The sequence below is a fragment of the Streptosporangium sp. G11 genome (genome assembly GCF_051192615.1).
Lineage (GTDB): Bacteria > Actinomycetota > Actinomycetes > Streptosporangiales > Streptosporangiaceae > Streptosporangium.
The window spans coordinates 1-18,206 of record NZ_JBPJUQ010000063.1 but is presented as its reverse complement, the minus strand read 5'-3'; the positions used below and the strand labels follow the sequence as shown (position 1 = coordinate 18,206).

Annotated in this window: 7 protein-coding genes and 1 pseudogene; 3 read left to right on the top strand and 5 right to left on the bottom strand. The window is 69.7% G+C overall.

The features are described 5' to 3' along the window. Positions 1-16 precede the first annotated feature (16 nt). A complete protein-coding gene (locus ACSDR0_RS38265; RefSeq protein ID WP_435293840.1) occupies positions 17-5,506 on the top strand; it encodes a carboxyl transferase domain-containing protein in 5,490 nt (1,829 codons plus the stop codon). A gap of 71 nt (positions 5,507-5,577) precedes the next feature. Here ACSDR0_RS38265 and ACSDR0_RS38260 read toward each other — a convergent pair whose 3' ends face one another. Together ACSDR0_RS38260 and ACSDR0_RS38255 are read right to left on the bottom strand one after the other, a co-directional pair. Then, positions 5,578-7,380 (bottom strand): lectin, encoded by a 1,803-nt coding sequence (locus tag ACSDR0_RS38260; RefSeq protein WP_435293839.1) that lies wholly within the window; start codon positions 7,378-7,380, stop codon positions 5,578-5,580. Positions 7,381-7,499: 119 nt separating this feature from the next. Further along, the gene (locus ACSDR0_RS38255) at positions 7,500-10,448 is read right to left on the bottom strand and encodes a lectin (protein ID WP_435293838.1); all 2,949 of its coding nucleotides are present in this window, start codon (positions 10,446-10,448) and stop codon (positions 7,500-7,502) included. Between the two features lie 1,195 nt (positions 10,449-11,643). On the opposite strand from ACSDR0_RS38255, the gene ACSDR0_RS38250 reads away from it, so the two are divergent. Next, complete coding sequence (locus ACSDR0_RS38250; RefSeq protein WP_435293837.1) at positions 11,644-13,101, top strand: arabinofuranosidase catalytic domain-containing protein; 1,458 nt, start codon at positions 11,644-11,646, stop codon at positions 13,099-13,101. 115 nt (positions 13,102-13,216) lie between these two features. Here ACSDR0_RS38250 and ACSDR0_RS38245 read toward each other — a convergent pair whose 3' ends face one another. From ACSDR0_RS38245 to ACSDR0_RS38235, 3 genes are all read right to left on the bottom strand, one after another. Further along, the gene (locus ACSDR0_RS38245) at positions 13,217-14,212 is read right to left on the bottom strand and encodes an ABC transporter substrate-binding protein (RefSeq protein ID WP_435293836.1); all 996 of its coding nucleotides are present in this window, start codon (positions 14,210-14,212) and stop codon (positions 13,217-13,219) included. A gap of 54 nt (positions 14,213-14,266) precedes the next feature. Next, a complete protein-coding gene (locus tag ACSDR0_RS38240; RefSeq protein ID WP_435293867.1) occupies positions 14,267-15,271 on the bottom strand; it encodes a LacI family DNA-binding transcriptional regulator in 1,005 nt (334 codons plus the stop codon). A 701-nt stretch (positions 15,272-15,972) separates the two neighbouring features. Next, the gene (locus ACSDR0_RS38235; RefSeq protein WP_435293835.1) at positions 15,973-17,115 is read right to left on the bottom strand and encodes a lectin; all 1,143 of its coding nucleotides are present in this window, start codon (positions 17,113-17,115) and stop codon (positions 15,973-15,975) included. 838 nt (positions 17,116-17,953) lie between these two features. On the opposite strand from ACSDR0_RS38235, the pseudogene ACSDR0_RS38230 reads away from it, so the two are divergent. Further along, positions 17,954-18,206: pseudogene (locus ACSDR0_RS38230) on the top strand (hypothetical protein); the annotation flags it as partial.

Here is an 18,206-nt window from a genome sequence, read left to right as displayed (position 1 = left end):
TCGAAAGGCTCGCTCAGTGTTCAGTCGTGTCGCCATCGTCAACCGCGGCGAAGCCGCCATGCGGCTCATCCACGCCGTTCAGGACCTAGCCGCGGAGACGGGAACACGGATCGAGACCGTCGCCCTGTACACCGACTCCGACCGGACGGCCACGTTCGTCCGGGAGGCCGACATCGCCTACGACCTGGGGCTCGCCGCGAACCGGCCCTATCTGGACCACGCGGTCCTCAGGAAGGCCCTGGTCGAGACCGGCGCCGACGCGGCCTGGGTCGGCTGGGGCTTCGTGGCCGAGGACCCGGCGTTCGCCGACCTGTGCGCCGAGATCGGCGTGACGTTCGTCGGCCCGGGCTCCGAGGCGATGCGCAGGCTGGGCGACAAGATCGGCTCGAAGCTGATCGCCGAAGAGGTCGGCGTGCCCGTCGCGCCGTGGAGCCGCGGCCCGGTGGAGACGCTGGAGGACGCGAAGGCGGCGGCGGACCGGATCGGCTACCCCCTGATGCTGAAGGCGACCGCGGGCGGCGGTGGCCGGGGTATCCGGATGGTCTCCGACGCCGACGAGCTGACCCGGGCCTACGAGCTGACGCGCCAGGAGGCCGCGCGCGCGTTCGGCAGCGGCGTCGTGTTCCTGGAGCGCCTGGTGACGGGCGCCCGGCACGTCGAGGTGCAGGTCATCGCGGACGGGCAGGGAACCGCGTGGGCGCTGGGCGTGCGCGACTGCTCCGTGCAGCGGCGCAACCAGAAGATCATCGAGGAGTCCGCCTCCCCGGTCCTCGACGCCGGGCAGGTCGCCGAGCTGAAGGCGGCGGCGGAGCGGCTCGTGCTCGCGGTCGACTACCGGGGCGCGGGCACCGTCGAGTTCCTCTACCACCCCGGTGAGCGGCTGTTCGCGTTCCTCGAGGTCAACACGCGCCTGCAGGTCGAGCACCCGATCACCGAGATCACCACCGGCGTCGACCTGGTGAAGGCCCAGCTGCACGTCGCGGCGGGCGGCAAGCTCGACGGTGACGCGCCCGAGGAGTGGGGTCACGCCGTCGAGGCGCGCCTCAACGCCGAAGACCCCGACCGCGACTTCGCGCCCTCCCCCGGCCGGATCGCGCGGCTGGCGCTGCCCAGCGGCCCCGGCATCCGGGTGGACACCGGGTTCAGCGAGGGCGACACGATCCCCGCCGACTTCGACTCGATGATCGCCAAGATCATCGCGCACGGCCGTGACCGCACGGAGGCGTTGGCCCGCCTGCGCCGCGCGATGACGCAGACGACCGTCATCATCGAGGGCGGCGTGACCAACAAGGGCTTCGTCCGCATGCTGCTCGACGAGCCCGCGGTGATCGACGGGTCCGCCGACACCGGCTGGATCGACCGCGTGCGCGCCCGGGGCGCCCTCGTGTCGCACCGGCACTCCGCGATCGCGCTGATCGCCGCCGCCGTCGAGGCCTACGAGGACGAGGAGACCGTGACGCGGCAGCGCTTCCTGTCCACCGCGCACGGCGGCCGTCCGCAGTCGCAGCACGAGAGCGGCCGCGCGCTGGAGCTCAAGCTCCGCGACGTCGGCTACCGCGTCCAGGTCGCCCGCACCGGCGGCCACCGGTTCCGCATCGGCATCTCGGCGGGCGGCCCCGAGCACGCGGCCGACGTCGACATCGAGCGCTTCGACGAGCACAGCGGCCAGATCACCGTGAACGGCGTCCGTTTCAAGGTCGTCACGAGCACTCACGGCCCGATCCACCTGGTCGAGGTCAACGGCGTCACGCACCGGATCAGCCGCGACGAGGGCGGCATCGTGCGCTCGCCCGTGCCCGCGCTCGTGGTGGCCACGCCGCTGCAGGCCGGCGACGAGGTCGAGGCGGGCGCGCCGCTGCTCGTGGTCGAGAGCATGAAGATGGAGACCGTGCTGCGCGCACCGTTCCGCGGGCGCGTGCGGGAGCTCGCGGTGTCGGTCGGCAGCCAGGTGGAGGCGGGCGCCCGCCTGCTCCGCCTGGAGCCCCTGGGCGACGGCGACGAGGCGGCCGGTCCCGCGACCGTGGTGAGGGAGGTCGAGCTGGACCTGCCGCCCGAGCCGGTGGACGTGCCCGCGGCCGAGCGGGCCGCACGTGGCCTGCAGGACCTGCGCAGCCTCCTGCTGGGCTTCGACGTCGACTCGCAGGACGAGAGGCGCCTGCTCGCCGGCTACCTGGCCGCGCGCGCCGAACTCGTCGCGGAAGGCGAACACGAGCCGGCCGGTGAGGTCGAGCTGCTGCGCCTGTTCGCCGACCTGAGCGAGCTGAGCCGCAACCGGCCCGCCGGCGAGGAGTCGAAGTCCGGCTCCGCGGTGCACAGCCCCCGCGAGTACTTCCACACGTACCTGCAGTATCTCGACCCGGACCGGTCGGCGCTGTCGGAGAGCTTCCGGCAGCGGCTCACGCACGTGCTGTCCCGCTACGGCGTCGAGGGCCTGGACCGCACGCCGGAGCTGGAGGACGCGGTCTTCCGGATCTTCCTGGCCCAGCGGCGCGCGTCCGCCGACGTCGCCGTGGTGACGACCCTGCTGCGCCAGTGGGCGAACGAGGCCCCGCCCGCCGAGGCGGACCGCGTCACCGTCGGCCTGGCGCTGGAACACCTGGTCGCCGCCACCCAGGTGCGGTTCCCCGCCGTCGCGGACCTGGCGCGCGGCGTCGTGTTCGCCTGGTTCGCCCAGCCGCTGCTGCGCCGCACCCGGGCCAAGGTCTACACGGCCGTACGCAAGCACCTGCGCCACCTCGACCAGCACCCGGACGCGCCCGACCGCGCCGAGCGGATCTCCGCCATGGTCGCCAGCGCCGAGCCGCTCGTGCGGCTGGTCGGCCAGCGGATCGGCCGCGAGGGCGCCGACCCCGTACCGCTGCTGGAGGTGCTGAGCCGCCGCTACTACGGCAACCGCGCGCTCAGCAACATCCGGGTGAGCAAGGTGGCGGGCTGCACGTTCTTCGTCGCCGACCACCGCACCTCGACCGGCGACGGCCGCGTCGTGGCCACCGCGGTCGACTTCCTGGCGCTGGCCGAGGCGCTCAAGGCGGTCGGCGAGTTCGCCGGTGACGGCGAGCTGGTGGCGGACGTCTACCTGACCTGGTCGGACGGTCCGAGCGACCCCGACGAGATGGCCGCGCGCCTGCGCGAGGTCCTGGTCGCGCAGCAGCCGTCGAACCGGATCGGCCGCATCGTCACGACCGTCGCCGGCAACAGCGGCGCCGTCATGCACCACCACTTCACCTTCCGGCCGTCCGCGGCCGGCTTCGTGGAGGAACGGCTGCTGCGCGGCCTGCACCCGCGCATCGCCGAGCGCATGCAGCTGGAGCGGTTGCGCGACTTCGACCTCACCCGGCTGCCCGCGCCCGACGAGGAGGTCTACCTCTTCCGGGCCTCGGCACGGCAGAACCCGTCCGACGAGCGCCTCGTCGCCCTGGGGCAGGTCCGCGACCTGACCCCGTTGCGCGACGACGAGGGCAGGCTCGTCGCGCTGCCCGCGGCCGAGAACATCCTGGCCACGTGCCTCGACGCGATCCGCCGGGCCAGGAAGCCCGGCGCGAAGACGTCCGCCACGAACCGGATCGTCATCTACGTGTGGCCGCCGACCGACCTCTCGCCGGACGACCTGAACACCGTGGCGAAGCGCGTGTTGCCGACGACGGCGGGCACGGGCCTGGAGGAGGTTCTGTTCCTCGGCAGGCGCCGCGACGGCGTCACCGGCGAGCTCGTCGACATCGCCGTCCGGATCGGCTACGACGTGGACTCCGGCGTGCGGCTGTCCATCGTGCCGCCGCCGGCCGAGCCCATCGAGCCGCTGGACGACTACCGCCAGGAGGTGCTGCGCGCGCACAGCCGCGGCACGCACCACCCGTACGAGCTGACCGGCATGCTCGCCGGGCCGTTCGGCTCCTTCACCGAGTACGACCTGGACGAGCACTCGAAGCTGGTACCGGTGAACCGGCCCAAGGGGCGCAACACCGCCGCGCTCGTCGCGGGGGTCGTCAGCACGCCCACGCCGCGCCACCCGGAGGGCATGACCCGCGTCGTGCTGCTGGGCGACCCGACGAAGGCGCTCGGCGCGCTGTCCGAGCCCGAGTGCGCGCGGGTGATCGCCGCGCTCGACCTGGCCGAGCGGATGCGGGTGCCGCTGGAGTGGTTCGCGCTCTCCGCGGGCGCCCGGATCTCGATGTCGTCCGGCACCGAGAACATGGACTGGGTGGCGGCCGCGCTGAAGCGGATCGTGAACTTCACCCAGGACGGCGGCGAGATCAACATCGTGGTCGCGGGCATCAACGTCGGCGCCCAGCCGTACTGGAACGCCGAGGCCACGATGCTCATGCACACCAAGGGCATCCTGGTGATGACGCCGGACTCCGCGATGGTGCTGACGGGCAAGCAGTCGCTCGACTTCTCCGGTGGCGTGTCGGCCGAGGACAACCACGGCATCGGCGGGTACGACCGGATCATGGGCCCGAACGGCCAGGCACAGTACTGGGCGCCGGACATCCGCGGTGCGCGGGAGGTCCTGATGTCCCACTACGACCACAGCTACGTCGCGCCGGGGGAGAGCGGGCCGCGCAGGACGGTCACCGGCGACCCGGTGGACCGCGACGTGTCGACGTTCCCGCACTCCGTGCCGGACAGCGACTTCACGACGGTGGGCCAGATCTTCTCCGTCGAGTCCAACCCGGACCGCAAGAAGCCGTTCGACATCCGCACCGTCATGCGCGCGCTGTCCGACCAGGACCACCCCGTGCTGGAGCGGTGGGCGGGCATGGCCGACGCGGACACCGCCGCCGTCCAGGACGTCCACCTCGGTGGCCGGCCGGTGTGCCTGCTGGGCATCGAGTCCCGCTCCGTGCCGCGCCGCGGATTCCCGCCCACCGACGGCCCCGACACCTACACCGCGGGCACCCTGTTCCCGCGGTCGTCCAAGAAGGCCGCCCGGGCCATCAACGCCGCCAGCGGGAACCGTCCGCTGGTCGTGCTGGCCAACCTGTCGGGGTTCGACGGCTCGCCCGAGTCGATGCGCAAGCTGCAGCTGGAGTACGGCGCGGAGATCGGCCGCGCGGTGGTGAACTTCAAGGGCCCCATCGTGTTCTGCGTGATCTCGCGGTACCACGGCGGCGCGTTCGTGGTGTTCTCCAAGGCGCTCAACCCGAACATGACCGTGCTCGCGGTCGAGGGCTCGTTCGCCTCGGTGCTCGGCGGTGCCCCGGCCGCCGCGGTGGTCTTCGCGCGCGACGTCGACAAGCGGACCGGCAACGACCCCCGCGTGCTCGCGCTCGCCGCCCGGGTCGCGGAGGCGCCGGCCGCCACGCGGGTCGCGCTGGCCGCCGAGCTGGCCGAGCTGCGGTCGTCCGTGCGGGCCGAGAAGCTCACCGAGGTGGCCACCGAGTTCGACCGCGTGCACAGCATCCAGCGGGCGGTCGACGTCGGCTCGGTGGACGCGATCATCAGCTGCGCCGAGCTGCGGCCACGGATCATCGAGGCGGTCGAGAAGGGCCTCGCCCGGCAGGGCTGACCCCGCGAGGACGCCCCCGCTGGAGCCGGTCGCCAGGGGCGGACCGGCTCCAGCGGCGCGTCACCTCAGGGTCATCCCCTGGTCCACTTCTGGTTGGTGCCGCCGTGGCAGCTCCAGATGTGCACCTTGGTGCCGTTGGCGGTGCCGTAGCCGGACACGTCCAGGCACTTGCCGCTTCCGACCGCGGTGATGGTGTTGTCGGAGTTCAGGCGCCACTTCTGGTTGTTCTGGCCGTTGCAGTCCCAGATGAGCACCGCGGCGCCGTCGGCGGTCCCGCCACCGTTCACGTCCAGGCACTTGTTGCCGTACACCCGCAGCTCGCTGGAGGCGGTCGAGGTCCATTGCTGGTTGGACCGCCCGTTGCAGTCCCAGATGTTCACCGCGGCGCCGTTGGCCTGCGAGGCGCCGGAGACGTCCAGGCACCGGCCCGACGCCGTGCCCCGCAACGCGCTCGTGTTGGCGGTCGGGGTCGGGGTCGGCGTGGGCGTGGGCGTCGGGGTGGGCGTCACGTTGGTCAGTTCCTTGATGCGGATGTTGCGGAACGCCGCCACGTCGGGGGACCCGTGGTTCTGGATGCCGATGTAGCCCTGCTGCAGTGAGCGGACCGGGTCGGTGTTGGTGAAGTCGTTAATCTTCGTGCCGTTCAGGAACACCTGCAGCCGCTCACCCTCCACCAGCAGCTCGTAGGTGTTCCACTGGCCCGGCGGGTTCAGCGCCGCGTCGCGTGCGGCGATGTCCGCCGCCTTGAACCCGTAGATCGCGCCTGTCGTCTTGTCCGCGCTGTCGGTCGCGTCGATCTGCACCTCGTGGCCGGTGTTGAGTGCCGTGTTCGGGTCGGTGGTGGACGGGAACCCGACGACCACCCCGGAGTTGGAGTCGCCGTTCAGCCTCCAGTCGAGCTTGAGCGAGTAGGAGCGGAACTCCTTGGCGCTGTACCAGAGCATGCCCATGCCGCCCTGGGAGGTCAGCGTGGCGGAGCTGTTGGTGAACGACCCCGGCCCGGCCTGCGACCAGCCCGTCGTCGACCCGTTGTACAGCGCCGTGTAGCCGGTCTCCGGGCGGCAGTCGGCGTTGGTCGCCTTGGCCGCGTAGCGGATCCCGCCCAGCAGCAGCGTGCGGAAGTTCGAGTCCGCGTACGACTCCTGGGTGTGTCCCAGGCCGGTGTAGAACGAGCGGCCCGAGGACTGGGGACGGCACCAGGTGATCGGGTGGTCGCCCATGCCGCCGCCGCTGTAGGTGCTCTCGTCCAGGTTCTGCAGGACCCGCACGTTCGGGCGGGGGTTGCTCCGGAAGCTGTACCACTCGTCGGTCCGCGTCCAGGTCGTCCCCAGGTGGGCGGTCGCGGCGTGCGCCCGGTTCTCGTTGCGTACGGTGGCCTGCTGGATCGCCGGGTGGCTGTTGAACCAGGCGCCCACCAGCTGCCCGTAGTACGGCCAGTTGTACTCGGTGTCGGCGGCCGAGTGCACCCCGACGTAACCGCCCCCGCCGTCCACGTACGACTGGAAGGCGGACTGCTGGCTGTCGTTCAGCACGTCACCGGTGGTGTTGAGGAACACCACCGCCTTGTACCGGGCGAGGTTGGACGTGTTGAAGACGCCGGCGTCCTCGGTGGCGGTGACGGCGAAGTCGTTGGCGGACCCCAGGTCGCGGATGGTCTGGATCCCGACGGGGATCGCGTCGTGCCGGAACCCGGCCGTCTTGGAGAAGACCAGCACCTCGAAGGCGGCGGCCTGGGCGGGGACGGCGGGGATCAGGGTCGTGGCGGCGGTGGCGGCGAGCGCCACCGCGGCCAGCGACAGGCGTCGCAGCACGGAGGTCCTCCGGCCGCCACCCCCGGTGCGCCCGAGCGCGGCGGGGGTCAGATGTCGAAGCATGGCTGTCCTTCCGTCGTGACGCCCGGTGCGGCCCTTTCGGCGATGAGCCGGGCCGCTCCGGGCGCCACATTGATGACGTGCTCGTGGTGTGGTCGAGGTCGCGTGGTGTGGCGGATCGCCTAGACGCGGGTCCACTTCTGGTTGTTGGCGCCCAGGCAGGTCCAGATGTACACCTTGGTGCCGTTGGCGGTGCCGCTGCCGGACACGTCCAGGCACTTGCCGCTGCCGATCCCGGTGATGGTGCCGTCGGAGTTGAAGCGCCACTTCTGGTTGTTCTGGCCGTTGCAGTCCCAGATGAGCACCGCGGTGCCGTCCGCCGTCCCGGCCCCGTTCACGTCCAGGCACTTGTTGCCGTACACCCGCAGCTCACCCGAGCTGTTGGAGGTCCACCGCTGGTTGGTCCCCCCGTTGCAGTCCCAGATGTTCACCGCGGCGCCGTTGGTCTGCGAGGCGCCGGAGACGTCCAGGCACCGGTTCGACCCGACCCCCCGCAACGCGCTCGTGTCACCGGAAGGCGTCGGGGTCGGAGTCGGGGTGGGGGTGGGGGTCGTGCCGGTGCCGAAGGTGAAGGCGTCCAGGTCGAACAGGTAGCCCTGGCCGGTCGAGCCGCGGAAGACGAGGTACAGCGTCGTGGCGCCGCTCGGCGCGCCGCTCAGGTTGGCCGAGACGTCGGCGAAGGTCTCCCAGCTACCGGTGCTCGTTACGGTCGCCGTTCCCAGCAGCGTGCCCGTGGCCGAGCCCGCCCGGACCTCGATCCGGCCGCCCGCGCCCGCCGAGGACACCCGCGCGGTGAACCTGTTGGCGTTGCTCAGGTTGTACGGCTGGAAGGAGACCCAGTCGCCGTCGTCGACGAAGCCCACGGTCTTGCCGCCCTCGGCGGTGGTGTGGTCGGCCGTCTGCACGCCCTGCTGGGCGCCGAAGTGCTCGCCCTGCCGGTGCCGTGGCTGCAGCGTCCGACTGCTGGTGGCGGTCAGGCCGCCCCCGTCGGTGTAGGAGGCCACGAAGACGCCGTAGATGTTCGCCGCGGTGTCGTGCTCGCCGTCGACCGGCACCGCGATGGAGCCGCTGCAGCCGGTCCTGGAGGTGATCTCGTGGGCATGGCTGTCATGGCCGAGCGAGTAGGTCACCGTCACTCTCGAACAGTCGATCGTGCCGTCCTCCGGATCGCTCACGTTGACCTGGAACGGCACCGTGTCGCCGAAGGAGAACAGCTGGCCGTCGCCGGGGGTCGTGAGCGTCACGGTCGGGGCCGTGTTGCCGACGGACACGGCGACGCTCGCGCCTCCGGGCAGCCCCTGCGGGTCGCGGACGGTGAGCGTGGCGGTGTACGAGCCGTTGGCCGTGTAGGTCTTGGTCGGGTTGGCGGCGGTGGAGGTGGTGCCGTCGCCGAAGTTCCACGAGTACGTCAGCGCGCCGCCCTCGGGGTCGGAGCTGCCCGCCGAGGAGAAGTTCACCGTCAGCGGAGCCGGTCCCGAGGTCTTATTGGCCGAGGCCTTGGCGATCGGGTTGCGGTTGGCGGCCTGGCCGATGTACTCGATCCGGTAGAGCGCCTGGTTGTTGCTTCCGGTGCCGTAGTCCAGCACGTACAACGCCCCGTCGGGACCGAAGGCCATGTCCATCACCTGCGTCCCCGACCAGGGGAACGCGGAGATCTCCCCGTAGCCGCCGTCGCTCCTCACCTCGATGGCCTTGATCCAGCGGCGGCCGTACTCGCCGGCGAAGAACCGTCCGTCGAGAACCTGGGGGAACTTGACACTGGAGTTCAGGTTCGGGTCGTACCGGTAGACCGGGCCGCCCATCGGCGACTCCGAGCCGCTGCCGAACTCCGGCGGCGAGCCGGAGTCACCGGCGTACTTGATCCACGCGGGCTTGGCCGGGGGCAGCGTGGTCAGGCCGGTGTTGCGGAAGGAGTTGTTGGTCGGGCCCCCCGCGCAGTTGTACTTCGGGCCGGTGCTGTTGGAGGAGAAGTTCCACTCGTTGTAGGTCTCGTTGGTGGAGTTGCCGCCCGTGCAGTACGGCCAGCCGTAGTTGCCGGCACTGGTGATGCGGTTGAACTCCACCTGCCCGCTCGGCCCACGGCTGGAGTTGGTCGACCCCGCGTCCGGCCCGTAGTCGCCCAGGTAGACGACGCCGGTCGCCTTGTCGACGCTCATCCGGAACGGGTTGCGAAGACCCATCGCGTAGATCTCCGGCCGCGTCCTCGCCGTCCCCGGCGCGAACAGGTTGCCGCTGGGGATCGTGTAGGTGCCGTCCGCCTGCGGCTTGATCCGCAGGAGCTTGCCGCGCAGGTCGTTGGTGTTTCCGGCCGAACGCTGGGCGTCGTACTGGGGATTGCGGTTGGTCCGCTCGTCCAGCGGGGAGTAGCCCGCCGACTCGAAGGGGTTGGTGTCGTCACCGGTGGTCAGATACAGGTTGCCCTGCGCGTCGAAGTCGAGGTCGCCGCCCGCGTGGCAGCACTGGCCACGGTCGTTGGCGACCCGCAGGACCACCTTCTCGCTGGCCGTGTCGAGCGTCTCATCCGACTTGAGGGTGAACCGCGACAGGTAGAACTCGCCCTTCCACTGGTCGAACTGCGCCTGGGTGCCAGTGGACGGGGCGTCGCCGGTCGGCGTGCTCAGCCGGGGCGAGTAGTACAGCCAGACGTACCGGTTCGTGGCGAAGCCCGGATCGACCGCCACTCCCTGGAGGCCCTCCTCGTCGTGGGCGTAGACGTTGAGCCTGGCGGCCACCTTCGTGTTGCCGTTGACGTCGGTCACGCGCAACGTGCCGTCGCGGGCCGTGTGGAGGACCGATCGGTTCGGCAGCACGGCCAGTGACATCGCCTCGCCCAGCTCGTTGCCGCCCGACGCGAGCGGCACCTGCTGGTAGTCGGACGCCGGGATGTTCAGCGCGAGCGCCTGGTGCGACGAGCCCGCCCCGCCGGCGCCGGATGATGACGCGTGCGGGGTCTTGGTGGCCGCGAGGGTGGAGGCGACCGGGGCGGCGATGGTGAAGGCCGCGGCCAGCGCCGCGGCGACGATGCCGGTCAGGACCGGTCTGAGCGCCACGGCGGGCGAAGGTGGTTGCACGGTGGTTCCTTTGGGGGTGGGGGGTGGGTCGGTTCACGCCCTCCTCCTCAGGTGGGTGGTGCCCTCCTGAAGCGGAGACCGTCGCCGTACGGGGAGGTGTACGACGGCGGCCGGCCACGCGGATCCGGCTACGAGGTCGGCCGGATCATGCCACTTCGCGGCATGGTGACCGTGATCGGTGGGCCGGTGGAGGCGGCCTCCCGGCCATCACGACGCCGGCGGGGACGGCCACGCCGGATTGGGACCGGCCTCGTCCGCGGAGCTCGTTCGATCGGGCACGTGCTTCTCCCAGGATGGCGCGCCTCACCGGTGACACCATGCGAGAGGGCATGGTGAGGCGGGGTTGTGAATGTCGACATGGCCGACCACGACGCGAAGGGCCGTGAAGCGCCTCCACGTCCCGCTCACGTGATCCGCCGCGGAGGCACCGGAAGGAGCCTCCCGGAACCTCACTACCAATTACGTTCCGGTCACTTATGCCCGTCAAGGCCTTAAGCCTACTTATTTCACAATATGCACACTGAGATTTCGGCCGCGGTTAGTCGTTTTCGGCTGCGACCTGCGGTAATGCCCGCCACCGCGGCCACCCGCGCCGACCGGCCCGCATGAAAGGTTCAGATGTGTCGTACTGATCGGGCACCGTCCGATCCGCCGTGAAGGCGACCTCGACCGGTCGTACTCCTGCCGGCGACGGCGAGAAGGCGGCCGCCGGGCCGCCGGGAGGAGATCCGGCAGCGCTCTTCTCCCGCCCCCCGGCCCCGGCCGGTCATCGGCCGGACGACATCCGAACCGGTTCGATGTCAGGACGTTCGGGGCGGGCCGTGAGCGGGCGCGTAGGACAGGCGAACGTTCCTCCGGGCCCGGCTCCCGCGGGACGTGAGATCGCCGATGAGAGCCGCCGGGAGGAGCGTCCGGCAGGCGGCCGGGCAAGGCCGAGTCTTGACAAGCAGTCCAACAGTCGTATGTGCTTCGCTGTGCACCACCACTCCTCCCCTCCGGGGGATTCGGAACCTTGTCGAATCGGTTCGTATTCGTAGTGGCGACCGGCCCCTGAGCGGAGCCCCGCGGTCCTCCAAGCGCCTGTCTCCGCCACGCCCTACTCCCAAGGAGCACGACAATGCCCCCTTCCCCCATTCCGTTACCGGGCCGCGTGACGCGTGGGCGGCGCTCTCGAACGGCCGTCATCGCCTCTGTCGTGGCGGTGCTGACGACCGTCCTGGCCACCGGCCTCACCTGGTGGGCACCGGCCTCGGCGGCGACCACGCCACTGGTGGGCACGGCGTCGGGCCGGTGCCTGGACGTCGTCGGCGCCTCGCAGGCCAACGGCGCCGCGGTGAACATCTGGGACTGCAACGGCCAGAACAACCAGCAGTGGACCTCGACCGACGCGAGCGAGCTTCGGGTGTACGGCGGCAAGTGCCTGGACGTCAACACCGCGGGCACCGCCGACGGCACCGCGGTGATCATCTGGGACTGCAACGGCCAGAACAACCAGAAGTGGCGCCTGAACAGCGACGGCACCATCACCGCGATCGGAAGCGGCAAGTGCCTGGACGTGTCCGGCTACGGCACCGCCAACGGCACCAAGGTGCACATCTGGAGCTGCCACGGCGGCACCAACCAGAAGTGGACCACCGGAACCCAGCCCACGCCGACGCCGACGCTGACCCCGACGCCGCCCCCGCCCGGCGCGCGCCCGTGTGACATCTACGCCTCGGGCGGCACTCCGTGCGTGGCCGCGCACAGCACGACGCGGGCGCTCTACGGCGCCTACAGCGGCAACCTTTACCAGGTCAGGCGCTCCTCCGACAGCACGACCCGGAACATCGGCGTCCTGACCGCGGGCGGTGTCTCCAACGCCGCGGCGCAGGACTCGTTCTGCACCGGCACCACATGCGTCATCACGGTCCTGTACGACCAGTCCGGGCGGGGCAACGACCTGTGGTACCAGGGATCCAGCATGGTCCCCGGCTCCCCGCAGAGCAGGCCCGCGACCGCGACCACCGAGTCGCTCACCGTCGGCGGCAACAAGGCCTACTCCCTCTACATCAACCCCGGCAACAGCTACTGGCGGGACGGCCACCTGACCGGCGTCCCCACGGGCAGCGCACCCGAGGGCATGTACATGGTGACCAGTGGCACCCACGTCAACAGCGGCTGCTGCTTCGACTACGGCAACAGCGAGACCACCAGGAAGGCCGACGCCGCCGGCGCCATGGACGCCATCAACTTCAGCACCCAGTGCTGGTTCGGCGGGTGCTCCGGGAGCGGCCCCTGGGTCCAGGCCGACCTGGAATGGGGTCTGTTCCCCGGCGGCAGCCAGGCGTGGAACCCCAACCAGCGGGCCTTCCCCCACAAGTTCGTCACCGCCACGCTGAAGAACAACGGCACGACCAGGTTCGCGATCAAGGGCAGCAACGCCCAGTCCGGCAGCCTGTACACCCTGTACGACGGCCAGCTCCCCAACGGCTACAGCCCGATGAAGAAGCAGGGGGCCATCATCCTGGGCAGCGGCGGCGACTGCTGCAAGCCCGACGGAGGCGCCAACCTCAGCGCGGGCACCTTCTACGAGGGAGCCATGGTCGCCGGCTACCCCACCGACGCCACCGAGAACGCCGTCCAGACCAACGTGACCGCCGCCGGCTACCGCTGACCGGTCCCAGGACAAGACCGTCGACGAACCGCACGACAGGCCAGGGGTGACCATACGGCGCTCCTCTCTTCCACGGCCGACGGGCCGCCCCCGCACCGGGGGCGGCCCGTTCGGCTCAGTACTGGCGGGTGGGCAGGGCCTGCTTGGCCTGCTCCTGGGTGAAGGTGGTCTCCTCGGTCACCACGCGAGCCGGCACCTGCTCACCCTTGACGACCTTCTTGGCCAGGTCCATCAGTTGAGGGCCAAGCAACGGGCTGCACTCCACGATGTAGCTGATCTTCCCGTCGGCCAGGGCCTGCATCCCGTCCTTCACCGCGTCAATCGTGATGATCTTGATGTCCTTGCCCGGCACCTTGCCCGCACCCTCGATCGCCTCGATCGCGCCCAGCCCCATGTCGTCGTTGTGCGCGTACAGCACATCGATGTCCGGAGTGGACTTCAAGAACGCCTCCATCACCTCCTTGCCCTTGGCCCGGGTGAAGTCACCGGTCTGCGACGCGGCGATCTTGAACTTCGGATCAGCCGCGATCACCTCCGCGAAACCCGCCTTACGATCGTTGGCCGGAGCCGACCCGGTGGTGCCCTGCAACTCCACGATGTTCACCGGATCCTTGGAGTCCTTGTACTCCTCCACCAGCCACTGACCGGCCTTTTTGCCCTCCTCCACGAAGTCCGACCCCAGGAAGGTCTTGTACAGCGTCGTGTCGGCCGAATCCACCGCCCGGTCGGTGAGGATCACCGGGATCTTGGCGTTCTGCGCCTCCTTCAACACGGTGTCCCACCCCGACTCCACCACCGGGGAGAAGGCGATGACATCGACCTTCTGCTGAACGAACGAACGAATCGCCTTGATCTGGTTCTCCTGCTTCTGCTGAGCGTCGGAGAACTTCAGCTCCACCCCGGCACTCTTCGCCGAATCCTGCACCGACTTGGTGTTGGCCGTACGCCAGCCGCTCTCCGCACCCACCTGGGAGAAACCCATGGTGACCTTGCCGTCATCGGCGACCTTGCCGGTGTCGGTGGAGCCGGCCGGCGTGCTCGTGCTGCCGCAGCCGGTCATCGTCAACGCGACGGCACCGACCGCGATCAGCGCCGAGATCCTTTGCAACATGGGGGTTCCTTTCGTAATGTGAGCGCTAACATCTTTGAGCTGTCAACGCTCTCCCTACTTCCGCGGGCGACTAGCGCACGTCGACGTACTGGCTCTGAGGATGAGACGGGGAGACACGACGTGACGCTCGCGCACGTACGGCCCCTCCGTCTCGATCTGCCGCACGAGCACGTCGATGCTGCGTCTGCCCACGGCCCCGAAGTCCTGTCTGATGGTCGTGAGAGGAGGGGAGAAGAACTCCGACTCCGGGATGTCGTCGAATCCCACGACATTGATCTGGCCGGGCACTCTCACGCCTTGCTCCATGAAGGCACGCAGCACCCCCAGAGCCATCTGGTCGTTGGCCACGAACACGGCGGTGACCTCGCCGGTCATCGTGGCCAGCCGCTGCCCGGCACGGTAGCCGGAGCGCGGGCTCCAGTCGCCGGCCAGGAGTTCGGGAGCCGGACGACCGGTGGTGGTCAGCGCCTCGCGCCAGCCCTGCACGCGGCCTTCCGCCTCCAGCCAGTCGGCCGGGCCGCTGACGTGCCAGACCGTCTCGTGCCCGAGGTCCAGCAGGTGCCGGGTCGCCAGGACGGCACCCTGCACCTGGTCGACGCTGACCACCGACACCCCGCCCGCCTGGCCGCCCTCGACGGCCACGGCCGGCATGCCCGCGGGCATGTCCCCCAGCGCCTCGGCCGCCAAGCGCTGCGGGGCGACCACGACGATGCCGTTCACGCCCTGTTCGGTCAGGTAATCGATGGCGTCAAGCACCCCCGCCCTGTCGATGGTCCGAAGACTCACGATGCTGATGAAATAACCGGCGTCCCTGGCGGCCTGCTCGATGCCGTAGACCGTGCTCGCGGGACCGTACAGCGTCGTGTCGAAGCTGACGACACCCAGCCTGCGGGAGTTTCTGGTGACCAGTGCGCGCGCGACGAGGTTACGCCGGTAGCCCAACAGGTCGATCGCGCGCAGAACCTGGATCCGGGTCTCCGCGCTGACGCTGGGATGGTCGTTGAGCACACGCGAGACCGTCTGGTGCGACACGCCCGCCACCTTCGCCACGTCCGCCATGACGGGCGGGCGACGCCTCGGGCTGGGTTCCACCCGGCGCTCCTCTCCTTCGATCTAGGAAGACTGTGAGCGCTAACACCATGCCGCGTCAAGAACTTCACATATCACGGTCCCATCACGCCGAAAACCCTTGTTAATCGACCGCCGGTCGCATCGGTAAGCCCGGCGGACGGACCGCGGGAGTGGTGGAACCGGCACGACGGCACTTTCGCACCTGGGCGTGGACGTGTCACGGATATCAAATACGACAGCGAGGTCGTGTCCGGCGTCGATCACCCGCTTCCAGCCGGCGGCGCGGCCGGGCGGCGACGTTCCTTCGCTCGTCATGGCCACCCCAAGCCGTCGACGACGGCGCCGGTGACCAGGCCCTTGATGACGCCCCCTGCTCCTCCAACCCCCGAAGCACCGTGATCACGCCGGACCCGGCCATCACCTCGCCCGGCCCGTGGGAGACGATTTCGTCGTACGGCAAAGAACGGCGCCGGCCCGGCGGAAAACCTGTCGGCGGCGAATTCACCTCAAGGCGCTTCCGCGACTCGACGACAAATGGGCCGGCGCCCGATTTCCGATCCGGCGCAGGCCGAAAACGAACGCCATTGAACACCGCGCGCCCATTTCACATTTCTCCGGGGCGGTTCTCGTCGGGGCCGGCCTCCACCACGCCGGCTCCCGCTGAGAACCGCCCCGCGTCCCCGCCCGTGTCAGATACGGGTCCAGCGTTGGTTGCCTCCGCCGTTGCAGGACCAGATCTGGAGTTTGACGCCGTTGGCGGTGGAGTAGTTGGGTACGTCCAGGCACTTGTTCGCGCCGACGGCGGTGATGCTTCCGTCGCCGTTGAGGCGCCACTTCTGGTTGCTCTGGCCGTTGCAGTCCCAGATATGCACGAGGGCGCCGTCGGCGGTGCTCATGTTGGACACGTCCAGGCACTTGTTGCCGTACACCCGGAGCTCATCCGCGCCGGTCGGCGTCCACCGCTGGTTGTTCTGGCCGTTGCAGTCCCAGATCTGCGCCTGCGCGCCGTTGGCCTGCGAGGCGTTGGCGACGTCCAGGCATCTGCCCGAACCCACGCCGCGGATCGCGCTCGCGGGCGAGGGCGTCAGCGTGGGCGTCGGCGTCGGGCTGGGGCCGCCGGGCTGGCCGATGCTGCCGGAGACCGACTGGAGTGCCGCGTACCAGGCGGCGGCCATCTTGTCGTAGCCGCCGGCGGTGGGGTGGATGCCGTCGATCAGGTCGGAGGTGGTCAGCTTGCTGTGCATGTCGACCAGGTGGACGCGCCTGCCGCTGTTGACCTTGTTCTGCACGATGCCGGGGATGGCCGCGTTGAAGGTGCGGGCGGCGGCGGCCTGCCCGGAGTTGGACAGCGGGATGATGGTGGCGACGAACACCTCCGCGTCCGGCACGGTCGCGGTGATGCGGTCGATCAGGGTGGACAGCCGCTGGGGCGCGCCGGCCACGTTGTAGTTCTGCAGTATGTCGTTGGTGCCGATGTGCAGCAGCACCGTGCGCGGATTTTGGGTCCGTGCCCAGTTGGTGATGTTCGCGTCGATCTGGTCGATGCGCCAGCCGGGGTGCCCTTGGTGATCGTGGTCACCCAGGTTGCCCGGCCCGTTGAACTGCGACCCGACGAAGTCCACCGTGTAGCGGCCGGAGACCAGCCGCTGCCACAGGCCGATGCGGTATCCGCCCGGTACCTGCGTGCCCTCGGTGATCGAGTCGCCCAGTGGCATGACCCGCACGCCGCCGTTGGACTCCGCCCCGGCGACACTCGTCTGTACGACCGCCCCCAGGGCGACCATGGTCACGGTCAGGAGCGCCGCGCTGAACCACCGTCTCCACCCACGCATGCTCAACCTCTTTCCGGCGGCTGAGAGCAGATGCTGCCGACAGCTCGCGTAGCGCTAACAGTTTGTGTTCGGATCATTCGCCGACGAATGTCGTAACGAATGTCATGAGGTGACAGGGCTGGCGGTCGGGGGTGGTGGCTCGGGCGCGTCGCAGGTGTCCGCCGGTCACCTGAGAGCCGCTGTGTCAGATCGATCTGAACGTCCGCCGTGCGGAAAAGCCTCCTGTCAAGAGATTCGGTGACCGTAAGGAGGGATCCGTGGAGATGGTGTCTGCCAGGGCCTCACGGTCACCGAGCGTGCCTTGGGGGGACAGGGAGATGTGAGCGTTAACATTTCGCCTGTCGGTCTGGCTCCTTCCCCGCCGAACGATTGTGGTGGTGGAGCGGAGCAAACACGAGGCGGAGAGAGGCTGTCAAGAGTACGAAACATAGCGTGCCGGAAGAAACGGGAAGCGGACACCGCTCATCTGGTGTTTCACGCCCGCCGTGTCGGGCCGGACAGTCCGAGGTGATGAAAATTTCACAAAAGCCGGTCTCGTCTCAGGCGGCGGGACCGCGGCTTTCAGCGGGCCGGGAGACGTCGGCGCAGGTGCAGGACATAGGTAGCGAACAGTGAGACAGAACCTTTCTGGATGAGCTTGACACATTTTGTAATAGTTTCCACACTGAGTCCCCGAGACGGCCCCATGCCAAGTCGGTGGTGAGCTGCAGGGGCCGTCGACCACGACGCCCTGGTGGTGTGCGTTCCCTGATGACGGGACGCGGCGTCGATCCCGCGGAGTGTCCCCTCGCGACCATCCGCTTCCGCGTTTCTGTGATGCAGTTATGGAGGCTCAGGCATGGGCACAAGCGCCATACCCCCGCCCGGAACCCGGCGACCCCTCAGCGGTCTCCGCCGGACCCTGATCGCCGGTGCCCTCGGCACCCTCGTGCTCGGCACGCTCACGGCGGTGACCGGCCCGGTCTCCGCCGGTGCCGCTTCCACCGGTACCGCTTCCGCCGCTGCCGCCGCGAGCACGCTCGGTGCGGCGGCCCAGCAGAGCGGGCGATACTTCGGCACCGCGATCTCGACGAGCAGGCTCGGGGACTCGC